The 15820-nt window shown below is 44.0% G+C and carries 15 protein-coding genes; 1 reads left to right on the top strand and 14 read right to left on the bottom strand.

The genetic code is table 11. From position 1 onward, the window contains the following. Nucleotides 1-28: 28 nt before the first annotated feature. The 11 genes from BLW16_RS11685 to hemA form a co-directional block, all read right to left on the bottom strand. On the bottom strand, nt 29-841 hold the full coding sequence (locus BLW16_RS11685; protein ID WP_090556760.1) for an outer membrane beta-barrel protein: 813 nt from the start codon (nt 839-841) through the stop codon (nt 29-31). 28 nt (nt 842-869) lie between these two features. Continuing rightward, nucleotides 870-2006 carry a hypothetical protein gene (locus tag BLW16_RS11680; protein ID WP_090556759.1) on the bottom strand — a complete coding sequence of 379 codons (1137 nt, stop codon included), beginning with the start codon at nt 2004-2006 and terminating at the stop codon, nt 870-872. A gap of 117 nt (nt 2007-2123) precedes the next feature. Further along, the gene (gene hemJ, locus BLW16_RS11675; protein ID WP_090556758.1) at nt 2124-2678 is read right to left on the bottom strand and encodes a protoporphyrinogen oxidase HemJ; all 555 of its coding nucleotides are present in this window, start codon (nt 2676-2678) and stop codon (nt 2124-2126) included. A 26-nt stretch (nt 2679-2704) separates the two neighbouring features. After that, nucleotides 2705-3727: a uroporphyrinogen decarboxylase gene (gene hemE / locus BLW16_RS11670; RefSeq protein ID WP_090556757.1), complete on the bottom strand. Its 1023-nt coding sequence runs from the start codon at nt 3725-3727 to the stop codon at nt 2705-2707. A 36-nt stretch (nt 3728-3763) separates the two neighbouring features. After that, entirely contained in the window at nt 3764-4282 is a 519-nt protein-coding gene (locus BLW16_RS11665) for a tetratricopeptide repeat protein (RefSeq protein WP_090556756.1), read from the bottom strand. Then, a complete protein-coding gene (locus tag BLW16_RS11660; RefSeq protein ID WP_041887337.1) occupies nt 4282-4989 on the bottom strand; it encodes a response regulator transcription factor in 708 nt (235 codons plus the stop codon). Before BLW16_RS11660 ends, BLW16_RS11665 begins: the two co-directional genes overlap by 1 nt. A 5-nt stretch (nt 4990-4994) precedes the next feature. After that, nucleotides 4995-5861: a sensor histidine kinase gene (locus BLW16_RS11655; RefSeq protein ID WP_090556755.1), complete on the bottom strand. Its 867-nt coding sequence runs from the start codon at nt 5859-5861 to the stop codon at nt 4995-4997. A 34-nt stretch (nt 5862-5895) separates the two neighbouring features. Further along, nucleotides 5896-7269 (bottom strand): glutamate-1-semialdehyde 2,1-aminomutase, encoded by a 1374-nt coding sequence (hemL, locus tag BLW16_RS11650; RefSeq protein ID WP_090556754.1) that lies wholly within the window; start codon nt 7267-7269, stop codon nt 5896-5898. A 1-nt stretch (nt 7270) separates the two neighbouring features. Continuing rightward, nucleotides 7271-8239 (bottom strand): porphobilinogen synthase, encoded by a 969-nt coding sequence (gene hemB / locus BLW16_RS11645; RefSeq protein ID WP_175470558.1) that lies wholly within the window; start codon nt 8237-8239, stop codon nt 7271-7273. A 15-nt stretch (nt 8240-8254) separates the two neighbouring features. Then, nucleotides 8255-9835, bottom strand: coding sequence for a hydroxymethylbilane synthase (hemC, locus tag BLW16_RS11640; RefSeq protein ID WP_090556752.1), 1581 nt, complete (start codon nt 9833-9835; stop codon nt 8255-8257). Nucleotides 9836-9999: 164 nt separating this feature from the next. Continuing rightward, a complete protein-coding gene (gene hemA / locus BLW16_RS11635) occupies nt 10000-11226 on the bottom strand; it encodes a glutamyl-tRNA reductase (RefSeq protein WP_090556751.1) in 1227 nt (408 codons plus the stop codon). Nucleotides 11227-11395: 169 nt separating this feature from the next. On the opposite strand from hemA, the gene BLW16_RS11630 reads away from it, so the two are divergent. Then, complete coding sequence (locus BLW16_RS11630; protein ID WP_090556750.1) at nt 11396-12220, top strand: alpha/beta hydrolase family protein; 825 nt, start codon at nt 11396-11398, stop codon at nt 12218-12220. Nucleotides 12221-12223: 3 nt separating this feature from the next. Here BLW16_RS11630 and ispG read toward each other — a convergent pair whose 3' ends face one another. From ispG to BLW16_RS11615, 3 genes are read right to left on the bottom strand one after another with little or no spacing between them, the layout of a single operon-like run. Continuing rightward, nucleotides 12224-14182: a (E)-4-hydroxy-3-methylbut-2-enyl-diphosphate synthase gene (ispG, locus tag BLW16_RS11625; protein WP_090556749.1), complete on the bottom strand. Its 1959-nt coding sequence runs from the start codon at nt 14180-14182 to the stop codon at nt 12224-12226. A gap of 18 nt (nt 14183-14200) precedes the next feature. Further along, nucleotides 14201-14821 carry an RDD family protein gene (locus BLW16_RS11620; protein ID WP_245735240.1) on the bottom strand — a complete coding sequence of 207 codons (621 nt, stop codon included), beginning with the start codon at nt 14819-14821 and terminating at the stop codon, nt 14201-14203. A gap of 6 nt (nt 14822-14827) precedes the next feature. Beyond that, nucleotides 14828-15781, bottom strand: a complete 954-nt coding sequence (locus BLW16_RS11615; protein WP_090556748.1) for a LiaF transmembrane domain-containing protein — start codon at nt 15779-15781, stop codon at nt 14828-14830. Nucleotides 15782-15820 lie beyond the last annotated feature (39 nt).

The following is a 15820-nucleotide window of genomic DNA, read 5'->3' as shown; positions in this document are numbered from 1 at the left end:
GAGGTGGCTTGCATTTGCATCTAACAGATCAGTTGAGACCAAAAGTGAGACCAAAAGAAATATTTTTCAGTCCTTCCTGTGGCACGCTGTCAAACACATCATTAAAGTAATATTTGGTAAACAATCCTATCCAGCCATAGCCGAGACGGACAGTACCGCCTACACGTACCCGCTGAAAATCATAATCATCCCTGAATTTTTGCTTACCGCGTTCATCGCTGATCTGTTTCACCTTACCGTTCAGCAGGAAGCTTACTTCAGGGCCAAAAATAAAGTAGAACCTCTTCCCGTTTTGATTTTCTTTTGTGCGCAGTTCAAAATTAAACGGGAGATGTACATAGCTGCTGGAAAGCCTGTTTTTACTAAAATCGACCGGTTCCTCTACATAAGTAAGGTCAGGAGTATTCTGCTGAATGGTTATATTATTTTTCAGCCTGATCAGCGTCCAGTCGAAACCACCGGCAATATATATCTTAAAATTAGGATTAAAACGGTATCCAAAGTACAGCACGTCAAAAGAGAATGTGCTGGTCTTCGCGTCCTTGTAATCCAGAAACTTATTTTGCGGCGAAAGTGAAAAACTTCCGTTGTCGATCAGTCTTGAAAATCCAATATCTACTCTTGTGAGCGTAAGTCCGCCCATAAAACGGCCTTGGTGTGGTTTTGTAATTTTTACACTGTCATCCTCGTCTCCGAAAGAGAGGCTCGTCTTGTACTTCCAGTTTTTAGCCGTACTGGCTGTAGCGGTGCTAATAGTGGTATCCTCCTGTGCCATCGCTTCCTGAGAAACCACACCAGTTATTCCGCCGATCAGTAAAACGGTGATTAAGAGCTTTTTCATCCTTGATGTATATATTATTTATACGAATTTATTGTTTTATCTTAAACAATTTAAAATCCTGTTTATAGGTTAAGAAGAAGGAACCCTGGAACTGAAGCTGTTCTGTTCTGGATGTTCCCAGGTCAACATGAGGTTCTACGCGTACATCCAGATAAAGATGGGGAAGCAATTCGTGCTGATAAGCATAACGCAGCAACAGGATGCTCCGGTTACTTTCTTTATGGCCTGCATCATACAAAGTAGAAGAAACAGATTCATACAAAGGCATTCCTTTGATGGTCTGAAAGTTATTGCCTTTCCAGTAAGAAGCTACGATGGTACCCCATTTGGTATCCATTCCAGCATTGAACCACAGTCCATAACCGCCCTGATATGCTTGTTCTTTGCTGGAGGAAAAATCCTTGTAGCCAACAACATAGTTATCTGTATATACTTCCTTAATGTTTCCGCCTACTTCTTTATGGAGTTTTAAACCTGTAGCGCCGTTAAACAAAGTCTGCAGTGGAATAGATTTTAAGGTATCGATTTGCCCGCCTTTATGAAAGATGAGAAATTGCGCGGGGATGCTCAGTTTCCATCCATTGTTTTGCCACAATGAACGTTCAGCGGTTAGTCCGCCAACAATTTCTTCTTTTACCGGGGACGGACTGTAGATCTGCTTTTGCCATGCGATCCAGGCATCCAGTTTCCATTTCTCTTTTTCTACGATCAGCTGCGTACCATATTGGATAGGATCAGTGATCTGGCGTTCAAAATCCCAAAGCTGTTCTATATAGCCATGGTGAATTCCCCCTTCAAGGCTACCAAAATTCAGCGTCAGGTCTTTTTTATGATACTTCAGGGTAAACAGCGGTTTGGAATCATGGACCCCGTTATCTCCAAAATCCTTACGGATATATGCACCTGCAATAATCGCCAGGTTGGGATGCGCGTAATAAACCAGCTGGGGCTGCAGTTGTGTACCATATAAGGTATACCCGTCATGAAACTGGTTTGAGTATTCGTAATCCCGTACGTAATTGAAATTGTAGAAATTGAAGTGTACCTCACCTACAGCATTACTGTCGGGGCGAATCCTGTTTTCAATGGCGCTGTTGTTAAATTGTGCCCGACTAAACTGGTACCCTGCAAATATGAAGATTAAAATGAGTAAAGCTTTTTTCATTCGCAAATATTGTTCTTTAATTGTTAGGAGACCTGCATAAATTTATTTTATTACTTTCTGTAAATTAAACTTACGAAGATTTAAGGTGCTTACAGACCGCGTGGTATTACCTTCAGCCTATGGTTTAAGCTCGTTTTTCTTCCTGTAGTTTTTATAAAGTTTTACCGCGATCATGAGCACGATACCCAGGACAAGTAATCCTCCGATACCATATACCCAGTCTATTGCGCTCTTAAGTACAACGGTGAATACAATAGCTACAAGTAATAACGTAGGCAACTCATTCCACAAGCGAAATTGTGTAGAACTCAGTTTAAAAATGCCCCTCCTCATTTGTTTCATGATGCGCTGACAAATGAAATGGTAGATCACCAGTAAAACCACAAATATCAGTTTAATAGGTAGCCAAGGGGCATGAAGTAATCCGGGACGGATAGCCACCATCACTATTCCTGCAAGTAAGGTGAGTACCATTGCGGGAACCGTAATGACATTCCATAACCGTTTCTCCATGATGATATATTGCCGCTGAAGAATATCACGTTCAATCTCCGTACGGTCATTTGCCTCCTGATGATAGACAAACAAACGGACGATATAGAAAAGGCCTGCCATCCAGCAGACCACAAAAATGATATGTAATGCTAAAATATAAAGATAATAAGGCTCCATATCAACACATAAATTTAATGAGCAAATTAATACCGGAACTCCTTGATCAGTTCAATGGCGTATTTCACATTGTCAAAAGGAATATCAGGCATAATACCATGACCCAGATTAAAGATAAATCCGTTTTCGCCGCGCATTCTTTCAATCAGCTGCAGGACTGCTTTTTTAATCGCAGGTTTATCAGCGTACAGGATATGCGGGTCAAGATTTCCCTGAACAGCTATACCTGCAGGCAGGCTTTGTTTAATATTCAGCAGGTCTGCATTCCAGTCCACCGAGATCACGTCCGGCTGTGCAGTAGCCATCATCGGTGCGAAGACTGAACTGCCCTTACAGAAAGAGATCACGGGGATATCTCTCCTGTCGAGGTTAGCGATAATTTCTTTGATATACTGATGTGAAAATTCCGCGTAATCATTCCAGGATAAAGCCATTGCCCAGCTATCGAAGATCTGGATGGCGTTCACCCCTGCAGCAATCTGAAGGTTCAGATAAGCCGCCGTAACTTTCGCGATCTTGGCGAGCAGCTGGTGTGCGATCTCAGGATGATTGTGCATCAGTAATTTCGTCTTTTTAAAATCCTTTGATGATTCTCCCTCTACAAGGTAACTCATTACCGTAAAAGGGGCGCCCGCAAAGCCAATCAGCGGAATACTGCCATTTAAGCGTTGCTGTATCACTTTAATCGCATCTGCAACGTATTCCAGTTTGTCAAGGCAGTCAACGTTCAGGTTTTCCACATCCTTCATGTTACGTACAGGATTTGCAAAACGCGGCCCTATACCTTGTGTAAAACTCAGGTCCCCACCCATTGCTTCTGCAGTAACCAGGATATCACAAAAAAGGATGGCGGCATCAATACCCAACAGGTCAACAGGCAACATCGTTACATCAGCTGCAATTTCAGGTGTTTTACACATTTCCAGGAAAGAATATTTGTTTTTAATTTCCCAGTACTCAGGCATAAAACGACCAGCCTGGCGCATCATCCATACCGGTGGACGTTCTGTTTGTTTTGACCATGCTGCATCTAAAAATAAAGTGTTCATCTGTTTCAATTTGTTGGTAAGTGTTGTGTGTGTTTTTTATGCCAGGCTATTCGCCTCTTTTATTATTTTACTGATAATTTCATTTGTACGTTCCGTACCGGCAAGTTCCTTTGCCTTTTCTGCATAGGCCAATGCCCTTGCGCTGTCCTTCTTGCGCAGTGCAAGATTGGCAAGGTGGATCAAAACAAATGATTTATCATTCTTCGTTCCCAGTGGGAAACGGCTGGAAATCTGAAAGTGATATTCAGCGGCCTGGTAATCTCCGTTTTTAAGCGAGATATTGCCCATCATAAACTCATAGTACCCACGCCTGTTCCTTGCCAGCCTGTCCGGGTTCGGCACCTCCTTTAATAATTTATAGGCCCTTTCGTAATTGCCGTTTTTAAAATATTTGGAGGCCATCAGGATAGAGCTGCTTTTAAAGTGGCTCCAGAGAACAAAGGCAAACATCAGCCCGGCAACAGCTGCCATCTGATGCTCATCATAAAAAAGGCATACTCCCGCTGCGACAGCAAAAATTGCCATCAGGGCATACCTGCCGTTTGCACTAAACATTAGTTATGAATATCCGTGAATTTATAACCTACACCCCTGATAGAGTGAAAATATACCGGATTTTTCTGATCTGGCTCAAAGTATTTACGGAACGTAAGGATAAAGTTATCAATCGTACGTGTAGAAGGATAAACGTCATAATTCCATACAGTTTCCAGGATCTGCTCCCTTGAAACAGCTTCATTCTTTCTCTCGATCAGCAGTTTCAGCAACATCGTTTCCTTTTTGGTCAGGGGAACAATAACGCCATCATCCTGTTTCAGTTCAAAAGAGTTGAAATAGATAGTTTTTTCGCCGATCTTATAAGAATTCAGTTCTTTCAGGTCGTCAGATTTCATGCTGCGTTTCACCAGGATACCAACCCTCAGGATCAGTTCTTCGAGGTTAAACGGCTTAACCAGGTAATCATCTGCACCTTTTTTAAGACCCATTACGCGGTCTTCACTCGTATTCTTGGCAGTCAGAAATAAGATAGGGACTTCTGTATTTTCCAAACGTATAGTTTCACAAACCTGGAAGCCGTCCATTTCGGGAAGCATTACATCCAGGATGATCAGGTTAAAACGTTCTTCCTTAAAAATTTTCAAAGCTGTTTTACCGTCTTTTACCGCATGGACCTTATATCCCTCCAGTTCAAGATTTAATTTTATTGCATCTAATAAATGGTCTTCATCTTCGACCAACAATATTCTTAATTTCTGTTGCATAATGGTCAACTAAATGTGATTTCAAAAATCGTACCCTGAGGTACATTGTCTTTAACACTGATATCTGCATCGTGTCTTTGCAGCACTTCTTTCACAATGAACAGGCCTAATCCCGTTCCCTTCGCCTTTCGCGTATTTTCTTCACCCACACGGTAAAACTTATCAAATATGAGCATTTTTTCCGCATCCGGAATACCGGGGCCTGTATCAGATACCCTTAAAAAGGGATGTCCGTTCTGCATTTCAAGTTCTACACTGACTTCAGCACAGGGGCCTGAATATTTAACTGCATTTTCAACCAGGTTGGTCACCACAGATGAAAGCGTAAAAGGATCTCCGGTGATCTTCACCTTTGGCTGGATCGTTGGATTAATGATCTGCTCACATCCGCAGGAATGGATCTGCAGCCTGTCAGTGATCTTGGAAACCATTTCAGAAAAGTCAAACTCTTCCTGTGGAAAAGAATAAGAACGGTTTTCAATCTTCGTCGCCAGCAGCATATTCTCCACCAGGTCATCCAAACGTTCAATATCTTTCAGCGAGTTACTCAACAATGAGGTCTGGCGCGCTTTATCCAGATCCCGCTTCACGATCGTCTGCAATGACAATTTAATGGCTGCCAGAGGTGACTTTAGCTCATGGGTAACAGATAAAAGGAAGTTTTGTTGTTGTTCACGTAATTTATCTTCTTTTTTGATCGACTGGTGCAGGAAAAATGCCCCCACACAAAGCAGAAATAAAAACACAGATCCCTCCCCCATGACCATAGCCATTCTGGAAGGCTGGAGCTTAACAACGAGTGTTCCCCAGGAGATCAGCTGTACCAGCGAATACAGCAACATGAAATAAAATATGATGATTGATTTCTTCAAAGCCTTGATTAAACTGTTTAAATATAGTATTAATTTACTTATTCCTAAAAACAATATCCAGCGCTTCCAGGATCGCCCTTTTAGCCTTCTCCAGCTCAATTTTGCTATGCGCGGCAGATACAAAACCCACCTCATAACCCGAAGGGCCTAAATAGATCCCCCGGTTCAGTAACTCGCGGTGCATGACCTTAAATTTCTCCATACTTGCCGGGTCAATATCATCAGCACACTGGATCTTATCTCTATCCGTAAAGGCAAACCAGAAGATAGACCCGATGTTAAACACCTTAAACTTATAATTCCTGGCCGTAGCGAAACGCTGGATGCCATCTACAAACTCAGCGGCCTTGTTGTTCAGCTCCTTGTAAAAACCTGAACGGAGCAATTCTGTTAACTGGGCAATACCTGCTGCCATAGCCACTGGATTACCAGATAACGTGCCTGCCTGGTAAACTCCTCCGTCAGGAGAAATATGTCCCATGATCTCGGCTGACGCTCCGTACATACCTACGGGTAAACCACCCCCAAGGATCTTTCCATAAGTAACGATATCAGGTTTAGCACCGTAGTGGCCGGCAGCCCCTTCAAATCCCAGCCTGAAGCCGGTAATTACCTCATCAAAGATCAGCAGGCTGCCATTGTCTTTACAAATCTGCTGCAGGAATTCGATATATTCGGCATCCTGGATCAGTAATCCGTTATTCGCAGGAACACCTTCAATGATCACCGCAGCAATCTGATCCTTAAATTGTCCGAATGCCTGCGTTAAAGCTTCCCGGTCGTTCAAAGGAACAACAATGGTTTCCTCAGCGAATGACTTTGGTACGCCAAGCGAAGAGGTTTCACCAAAGGTAACCAGGCCCGAACCGGCTTTCACCAGTAGTGAATCACTATGGCCATGGTAACAGCCTTCAAATTTCAGAATCTTGTCACGGCTTGTATATCCCCTTGCCAACCGTATAGCAGACATTACCGCTTCGGTACCGGAACTGGTAAAACGGATCTTCTCTACATGTTTATTATTTTTTATAATGAGCTCGGCAAGTTCATTTTCAAGTGCTGTAGGTGCCCCGAAACTCATTCCGTTCTGCATGACTTCAGTTACTTTCTCTCTGACCTTCTGAGGATTATGCCCCAGGATCAGCGGGCCCCAGCTACCACAAAAATCGATAAACTGATTGCCATCGGCATCCCACACGAAACAACCGTCACCTTTTTGAATAAACAAAGGTGTACCATAAACTGATTTAAAAGCTCTTACAGGTGAGTTTACCCCACCAGGAAAATATGTTTTTGCCTTCTCATAAAGCTCTGCCGACTTCTCTCTTGAAATATCCGGCTTGCTTCCGGGATTAACCGGCAGATCTCCCTCATTACCAGCAAACATTTTTTTTAACGACTCTAACATATTATATCCAGTTCTTTTCTACCATATCCCTGATATGATAGGTTGTGATAATACTTGCTCCTGCACGTGCAAAAGCATACATTGTTTCCATTACTACTTTCTGCTCATCAATCCAGCCTCTTTCTGCCGCGGCTTTCACCATTGCATATTCTCCCGATACATTGTAACAGGCGATAGGCAGGTTAGCCTGTTGTTTCAGGTTATGCATAATATCGAGATAAGCCAGTGCCGGTTTCACCATCAGCACATCTGCACCCTGGTTCTCGTCCAGCAAAGCCTCCCTGAGTGCTTCATCAGGATTTCTAAAGTCCATCTGGTAGGCTTTTCTGTCACCTTTGCCCGGCGCACAGTCGGCCGCCTCACGGAAAGGCCCGTAATAAGCCGAAGCAAATTTCGTGGCGTGCGACATAATTGCGGTGTTTACATATGTATGCGCATCGAGCAATTCCCTGATCGCAGCAATACGTCCGTCCATCATATCCGAAGGAGCCAGCATATCTGCCCCTGCCTGTGCATGCACCAGTCCCATTTTAGCAATCAGTTCAACGGTTTCATCGTTCTGCACATAATCATTTTTCATGATACCGCAATGGCCGTGCGTGGTATAAGAGCATACACATACATCGGTAACGACGTACAGATCATCGCCAAATTGTTTTTTCAGCTCACGGACAGCTGACGGCACCAGGGAATGGTCGTGGTACGCACTGCGTGCATCTTCACTTTTTTCATCACCCACACCGAACAGCATGATCTTGTTTACACCCAGTTCCATACCTTTCTCCACATCCCTGATCAGGGTATCCTGCGAAAAATGGTTTACGCCGGGCATGGAATCAATCGCATGCCTGACCCCATTTCCGGGGACTACAAAGTACGGGTACACAAACATGTCTTTTGACAGCTTTGTTTCAGCCATCATTTCTCTGACTATCGGGTTTTTTCTTAATCTACGCGGACGGTGTAACATAATCAACCTCTCTTATTATTTAATATCAATTCCAAATACAGCTTCAGCAAGACCAATTTCATCAGGAGAATATGGAAGCGTGTACTGAACACCCATTTCATCAAATTTCTTTCCTGTAGAATTCCCGATCGCAATTACCTTTTGTCCCGGCTCCAGCAGGTTATCTGCAAAATAAGCCTCCACATTAGAAGGACTGGTAAAGATCAGGATATCAGCATGCGTCTGATCAATATCTTCTTCAACTACGGTTTCATAGATGGGCAGATCCACAACTTTAGTATCTGCGGTTAATGATTTCTGGATTGTCAGCAATGAGTCCTGTGCGCGTGGAAAAAGAACAGCAGCGCCCTTCACCAGCGGTGCAAACTGTTCTGCTACTTCAGTAATATCACCTGTTTCGCCAACGAAATCAGCCAGGTGGCCAAACTTACGCAGGGCATCTTCAGATCCTCTGCCTACAACACCAAATTTTACATGTTTTGGTAATGCAGGTTTCAGGTTAAAGAAATACTCTACTCCGTTACGGCTGCTGAAGAATATCCAGTCGATATGTTTAAGGTAAAACGGATCCAGGACATTTACAATCGGAAAAGTACGGATCAGCGATCTGCCTTCAATTTCAATATTATTTTTTTCAAGGGCCCTTCTGAAATAGCTATGCTCTCCGATCTCGCGGGAAATAAAAACCTTGGAAGGCAATTTCCTGCCTGCATCAAATTTGGCAACGATCTTTTCTGCTATTCCTTCGAGGCTGTCTACTCTCAAAAATATGCGGTCCGGAAAATCATCTCCCGATGCAGCTTTGGAAGTCCAGATTTCAAACTGCCCGTCTTCCTTTCTGCAATAACAGCCTAAAGGCATATGACAGCCGCCTTCAAAAAGATTAAGCACTTTGCGTTCCACAGCGATAGAGGCCGCTACATCAGCATCATTGATCTGCTGCAGCAATTCGAACAGCTCCTGGTCGTTTTCCCGGATCTGAATAGCCAGAACGCCCTGTGCGGGTGCGGGTACCAGTTCGGTAGGGTCGATCACCTCCACATGAAATTCACTGAGATCCAGATTTAAGCGGGCTACTCCGGCTTTTGCGATCATAATCGCATCGTAGTTCTCATCTCTTAGTTTCTGGATACGCGTATTGATATTCCCGCGGAGATCTTCAATATTCAAGTCCCTGCGCATAGCCAGCAACTGCGCTTTACGCCTGTTGGATGAAGTACCCACCTGGGCACCTGTCTTCAGAGAAAGCTTTTGGGTAACATCGACACAGTCCTTTAAGATCAGTAACAGTTCAGAAGGATCTTCACGTTCAGACACAGCGGCAATGGTTAAGCCGGCAGGATGGACAGTAGGCAGATCTTTGTGTGAGTGGACAGCAATATCAATTGTCCCGTCCAGCAGCCCTTCCTCCAGCTCTTTGGTAAAAAAGCCTTTTCCTTCAAGCTTATCCAGCCTCAGGAAAATTTTATCGCCTTGTGTTTTAATGATCTTCAGTTCAGATTCAACGCCGATTTCAGCTAGTTTGTCTTTTGTGAAATTCGCCTGCCATAATGCCAGGTCACTTCCCCTGGTGCCGATAATAAGTTTTTTCGTCAAGGTATATATATTTTTAACGGTGATGAAGCTTGCATAAGCCTGTCAATTGATAAGTTCTTGAGGTTAGCTATTGTAGATATCACGTATTTAGGTTTGCCCAAATTTAACCTAAAAGATTTATAGTGTTAAATAATAAACAAATAATGTATTTACAGTGACTAATCTTAGCTATTGTTCACCAGGATCTCTTTTGCCATCACCATCGGCACGCTGATATATTTCTTTTCCATGTAATCCATTACACGTTCCAGTACCAGTCTTGAATTTTCATCCAGCGAATTGATTTCATCGGCGAAAACAATATCAAGCGCTTTAGTTTTAATCGCTTTTATTTTTTGGGGAACCTCACTCATTGCAATTTCTATTTTGCGCTGGCGGAGATCGAGATCGAATTCTTTGATATTCTGGTCGATGATCTGTTCGGCATTCACCAGTTCGTCATAGCGTTCCTGGATATTCTTGCGGGCAATCTCCTTTAAAGACTCCACTTCAATATAATGAATAGGGAAATTTTTGATGACCGAAGGGGCAACATCATTTGGTATGGCAAGGTCAACGATTACCTTTTTACCTGTATCACCATTGAGCAGCTTACGGTAGATTTCCTCTGTAATGATAGGTTCAGTAGCACCTGTACAGGTAATGATCACATCAAAACCCCGGGTAAAGTTCTCCAGTTCTGACAGCGGATAGGCAATACCGTTGAGGTCTTTTGCAAGACTTTCCGCATTTGCTACTGTTCTGTTGAAGATAGAGAAGTTAGAATATTTATGTTTTTTAAGATACTGCGCTAAGTTTTTGTTGGTTTCTCCTGCGCCGATGATCAGCAACCTTGAGTTGGCAGTGATCGTGAGGTCGCGCAGCTTGCGGTAAGCAAGTGAAACAACAGACACCGGATTTTTAGAAATATTGGTATGGGTATATACCTCTTTGGCTGTTTTTACTACACGGTTCATAATCATCCGCATATAATCCGCGGTGAATCCTGACATGCGGCAGGCTTCATATGCTCTGCGCACCTGGGCAAGGATTTCTTTTTCACCAACTACCAGACTTTCAAGTGAGCAGGAAGTCCGCAGCAAATGGTTAAATGCCTCTACCTGTTCGTATACCGAAACGTTCTCAATGAACTTATCCATATACTCCTCCGGTAACCCCATATTCAGTACCGTGAGAAAACGCAGAATAAATTCGCGGTCTACTACACGGCCTGTTGTAAAAACGAATTCTACACGATTACAGGTACCAATATAAAAGACCTCTTTAACATCCAGTTCCTTTTGAATATTCTTTAGCCTGTCATCCAGTGACTGCTCGCAGATAACAAGTTTGCCTAAGGATTTCAGGTCAATCTGTTTGTGTGTGAAAGCAAGTATCTTTAAATATTCCAAGTTGTGCTGGTATTATTTTTTTAATGCGAACAAAAGTAACAAGACCACCAGTATCGTCTGTCATTATGCTGTAATTAAGACTAATTTAGAAAGATTTTAAATTGAGTAAATATAGAAAAACAAGGAGCGCTGATGTTTGTTAATATACAATGACATTTACAAAGCAGATATGATAAAGAAAGAGCAATTTATTTTGTCGGGCGCCGGAGATCAAACGATCACCGGGGATGTTAGCTATGACGACATTTTCAACAACCAACCCAGCATTATATTTGTGCATGGTTTCAAAGGGTTTAAAGACTGGGGCGCACATCACCTCATTGCAGAACGTTTCGCAGCTGCAGGCTACAGGTATGTAAAATTTAATTTCAGCCACAATGGCGTTACCCAGCAGGCACCCAATGAGGTTACCGACCTTGAAGCTTTCGCATCCAACACCATCAGTATGGAGTTAAAAGATCTGGATACCGCGATCAATTATGCTGTCCATACCTATCCTTTAGCGCCCATTTATTTAATAGGCCACAGTAAAGGAGGGGGACTGGTTATCCTCAGGGGAGCGGGCGATGAGCGCATTAGCAAGATCATTACCTGGTCATCCATAGCGGATTTCAGTTCCCTGTGGAAAAAAGAACAGGAAGAAGAATGGAGAAATACAGGACGTATTTTCGTGGAAAACGCAAGGACGAAAGAAAAAATGCCCCTGAACAGCAGCCTTCTGGAAGATTATACTGACCATAAAAATGAGTTTAACATTCTTTCTGCAGCAGCATCCGTTCAGATCCCATGGCTGATCCTGCACGGCGATGACGATATCAATGTACCCTTCAGCATTGCCCAGCAGCTGGCACAGGCACAGCCAAAAGCCAAACTGCAAAAGATCCATGGCGCAAATCATGTTTACGGCGCATCACACCCTTATACGGAAAAAGAACTTCTGCCTCATTTGCAGGAAGTATTTGAAAGATGCCTGACTTTTCTGAAAGAAGAATGATCTTTATTTTACTTCTGTCCAGTTGCCGTCTTCTTTGATCAGTTCAATGAGGGCATCAAGGGCAAAAGCCGCACTCAGGTTCTTTTTCACCACTTCCTTACTGCGGTACAAGGTGATCTTATCGGGGCCGGCACCTACATAACCGTAGTCGGCATCCGCCATTTCACCCGGTCCGTTTACAATACAACCCATGATAGCGATCTTGATACCTTTCAAATGATCCGTTCTTGAACGGATCAGCTGGGTTGTTTCCTGCAGGTCGAACAATGTTCTGCCACAGCTCGGACAGGAGATGTATTCTGCTTTGGAGATCCTGGTCCTGGTGGCCTGCAGAATGATAAAGCTTACGGCATTCAGGGTTGACAGTGCAACGGTCTGAGGGGCATCTATCCAGACGCCATCTCCAAAACCATCTGTCAGCAGAGCACCGAGGTCCGTTGCCGCATATAAAGTAAGGTCATCGGCACTGATCTCCTTATAAGTGCGCTTGATGATCACCGGAACCTGGATATGATTTGCAAGCAGGGCGATAAAAAACGCACGCTGTTCTGCCATCCCGTGCTCTGCACCGGTTTCAAGCACCAGTACCGCGGTTTCATCCAGCGACTGCAGTAAAGAAGGATCATAAGCACCTGCATTTACACTCAGCAGGTTCAGGAACGGATCTTTTTGTTCCGATTCTGCATAGGCTTCCAGTTTCAGCAAAGGATGACAATTGGCTTTATCCTTCAGCCCCAGCCAGGTGTTATAATTATAGATCTGCCGTAAATTTCCCGGAAAAGAAAAAGACGGGAGGGCATCTCCCAAGTATACGAGGTCGCATGCCTGATCTGCCATATTGTATTTATCTAAAACGGCACTGTACTGGTAGCCCGCTTCCATTAAAATATAAGGGTCCTTTAAATTCTTTGCAGAAACATCCAGCATCACTACCGGATGATGGTGACCGCCGATATGCTGCACCGGCTGTGTAACCCTCCGGTTGTATACATAAGGGCTATAGGAAAGATCTTTTACAGCTATCCTTTCAGTTCCCGCAACAGGAGCGCTTCGTCTTGCATAACGGTCAGCCAGGGCCTTAGCCACCGGAGCTTCAAACTCAGGATCCTCAGTCAGGGAAACGCGGATCGTATCCCCCAGTCCGTCTTCCAGCAGGGTACCAATCCCTACTGCAGATTTAATCCTTCCATCCTCTCCGTCACCCGCCTCGGTTACGCCGAGGTGCAGCGGATAGTTCATGCCCTCTTTCACCATGGTTTCAACCAGCAGGCGATAGGCCTGTACCATGACCTGGGTATTACTGGCTTTCATAGAGATCACCAGGTTGTAATAGTTCATGTCCTCGCACATCCTCATGAATTCCATGGCAGATTCCACCATTCCGCGCGGAGTATCACCATACTGGCTCATGATCCTGTCAGACAGGGAACCATGATTGGTACCAATACGCATCGCAGTACCATATTCCTTACAGATCTTTACCAGTGGCGAGAACTTCTTATAAATACGTTCCAGCTCTGCCTGGTAGGCAAGCTGCGTATATTCTATATTTTCAAAACGTTTTTTATCAGCATAATTGCCCGGGTTTACCCGCACCTTTTCCACAATACGGGCAGCGGCTTCGGCAGCATTGGGCGTAAAATGAATATCAGCCACCAATGGAACTGTATAACCGCGGGAACGCAGTTCTTTTTTGATCTGTGCCAGGTTCTCTGCCTCCTTCATACTCGGCGCAGTGATCCTTACATATTCGCATCCGGATTCCACCATTCTGATGGTCTGCTCCACCGTTGCCAGGGTATCCATCGTGTCGGTAGTGGTCATCGACTGAATTCTGATAGGGTTGAGACCTCCCATCGGCACATCGCCGATATAAACTTCACGCGTTAAAAACCTCGAATACTGGTTTAAGTTGTCGCAATATCCTCCGGCTAAATCCTTTTGTACTGATACGTTTTCCATGCGGTGCAAAGATAAAGATTAAATCAATCGATCTTTAATAACTAAAGTATTTGCCGCAATATCGTGCCAGCTCTGCTGTTTTTTATTGAGAAAAATATAGAGGTACCCAAAAAACAATGGAAGCACCGAAAGGATCTTTGCCATATTTCTGGTCACTGCCATCCCAAAACTGAGCCTTTTACCCCCCATATCGGTTACCTTAATATTCAGCAGCCGCTTTCCGATCGTTCCCTGCCTGGCAGAACACTCGGCAAAAATACCATAGATAAATTTCAGTACAGGGATCAGAGGGAGCAGTAAAACACCCGTCATAATCCGCTGATCCTTATCCCCTATGAACATAAAACCAATCAGCAGCAGCAGGATGTATACCAGCATCAGCACAAAATAGTCGATCACAGCCGCCAGCAAGCGCTGGTCAAATGACGCAAAATACTGGGGTGCCGTCTGCTCATAGCTGAAACCAAAAAGCGCACGGAGTTCAGGGAACTCATGCGCTTCTTTATAATCGTCCATGCCGGGTGTCCTCATAAACGTTCCCGGCAGGATATTCATTTTTTTGATGCTGTCCAAATCATAGGGCCCTTCGGGCTTTCCGTTGACAACAACGGTATAGGCAATAGGTTCTTGATGCTCCAATGGGTATTAATATCTGTTCACCTCAAAATTACTCAATCCCCCGTCCAGATTGATAAAAATCTTTTTGGCAGCTGTTTTATAGTTAGAGGTTTCATAATTGCCATTGTCAATTTTTATAAAGTCCGGAAAGTCTTTCGCAGAAAGCCCGGTTTTGGTTTTGATCCTGCATCCCGACACTTCAGGGATATTGATCTTCACATCCGCCACACCGGTTTTCACTGTTACATCCGTTACCGGCAGCAGCGTACCAACTTTGATATCAATCGATGCCGCTCCACCGTCGAACCTGAAAGTTCTCAGCTTATAATCCGAAAGATCAAGATCAACTTCTCCCGCTCCCATGTTTAAATTCAGGTTCCATTCCGGTTTTTTGTTCAGTTTCAGGTCTACATCATTTCCACCGTCACCGAGCGACCATTTGTTCTGTTTGTTCTTCATCTTAAATGTCAGTGTGGTTACCGAATCTGAACTTTCGCGCTGCAGGATGAAATTGCCATATCTGCGTTCCACCTCAGCCTGGATCAGGCTATCTGATTCACCGGTCAGTTTAAATGAAGTACCACCGCCAGAGATATTCAGCACCGTCTTTTTAGCGCTGTCGCCCGCAAGCAACGGCTGCACAAAAGAAAGTTTATCTGCAGTACCGTCTTTATCATCGTCGATATCAATATCAAAGTCTTTGCTGAACTTATCGCCTATCCAGAACTTATTGGCAGGCGGCTGCTGGCCTTTGTAAAATACCACGCAAAGCATCAGTACCAGTACTCCCAGGCAGATCATATTTCCGATCTGTGATTTATTGCGGTTGAACAGAATATTCACCCCCGAGATGATGAGGAACACCGGCCAGAAACTCCAGACGTTTCTCCAGTAAAATTCAATGACATTAAAGTTCTCCAACAAGAGGACAATTCCTACAAACAGTAGCATTACGCCCCACATTACTCTATTAAGCTTCATAACTTATATTTTTTAAGTTCAGGCAGGTTCAGCCGGCTG

The sequence above is a fragment of the Pedobacter hartonius genome (genome assembly GCF_900107535.1).
GTDB classification, from domain to species: Bacteria; Bacteroidota; Bacteroidia; order Sphingobacteriales; family Sphingobacteriaceae; genus Pedobacter; species Pedobacter hartonius.
This window is presented reverse-complemented; position numbering and strand designations above follow the sequence as displayed.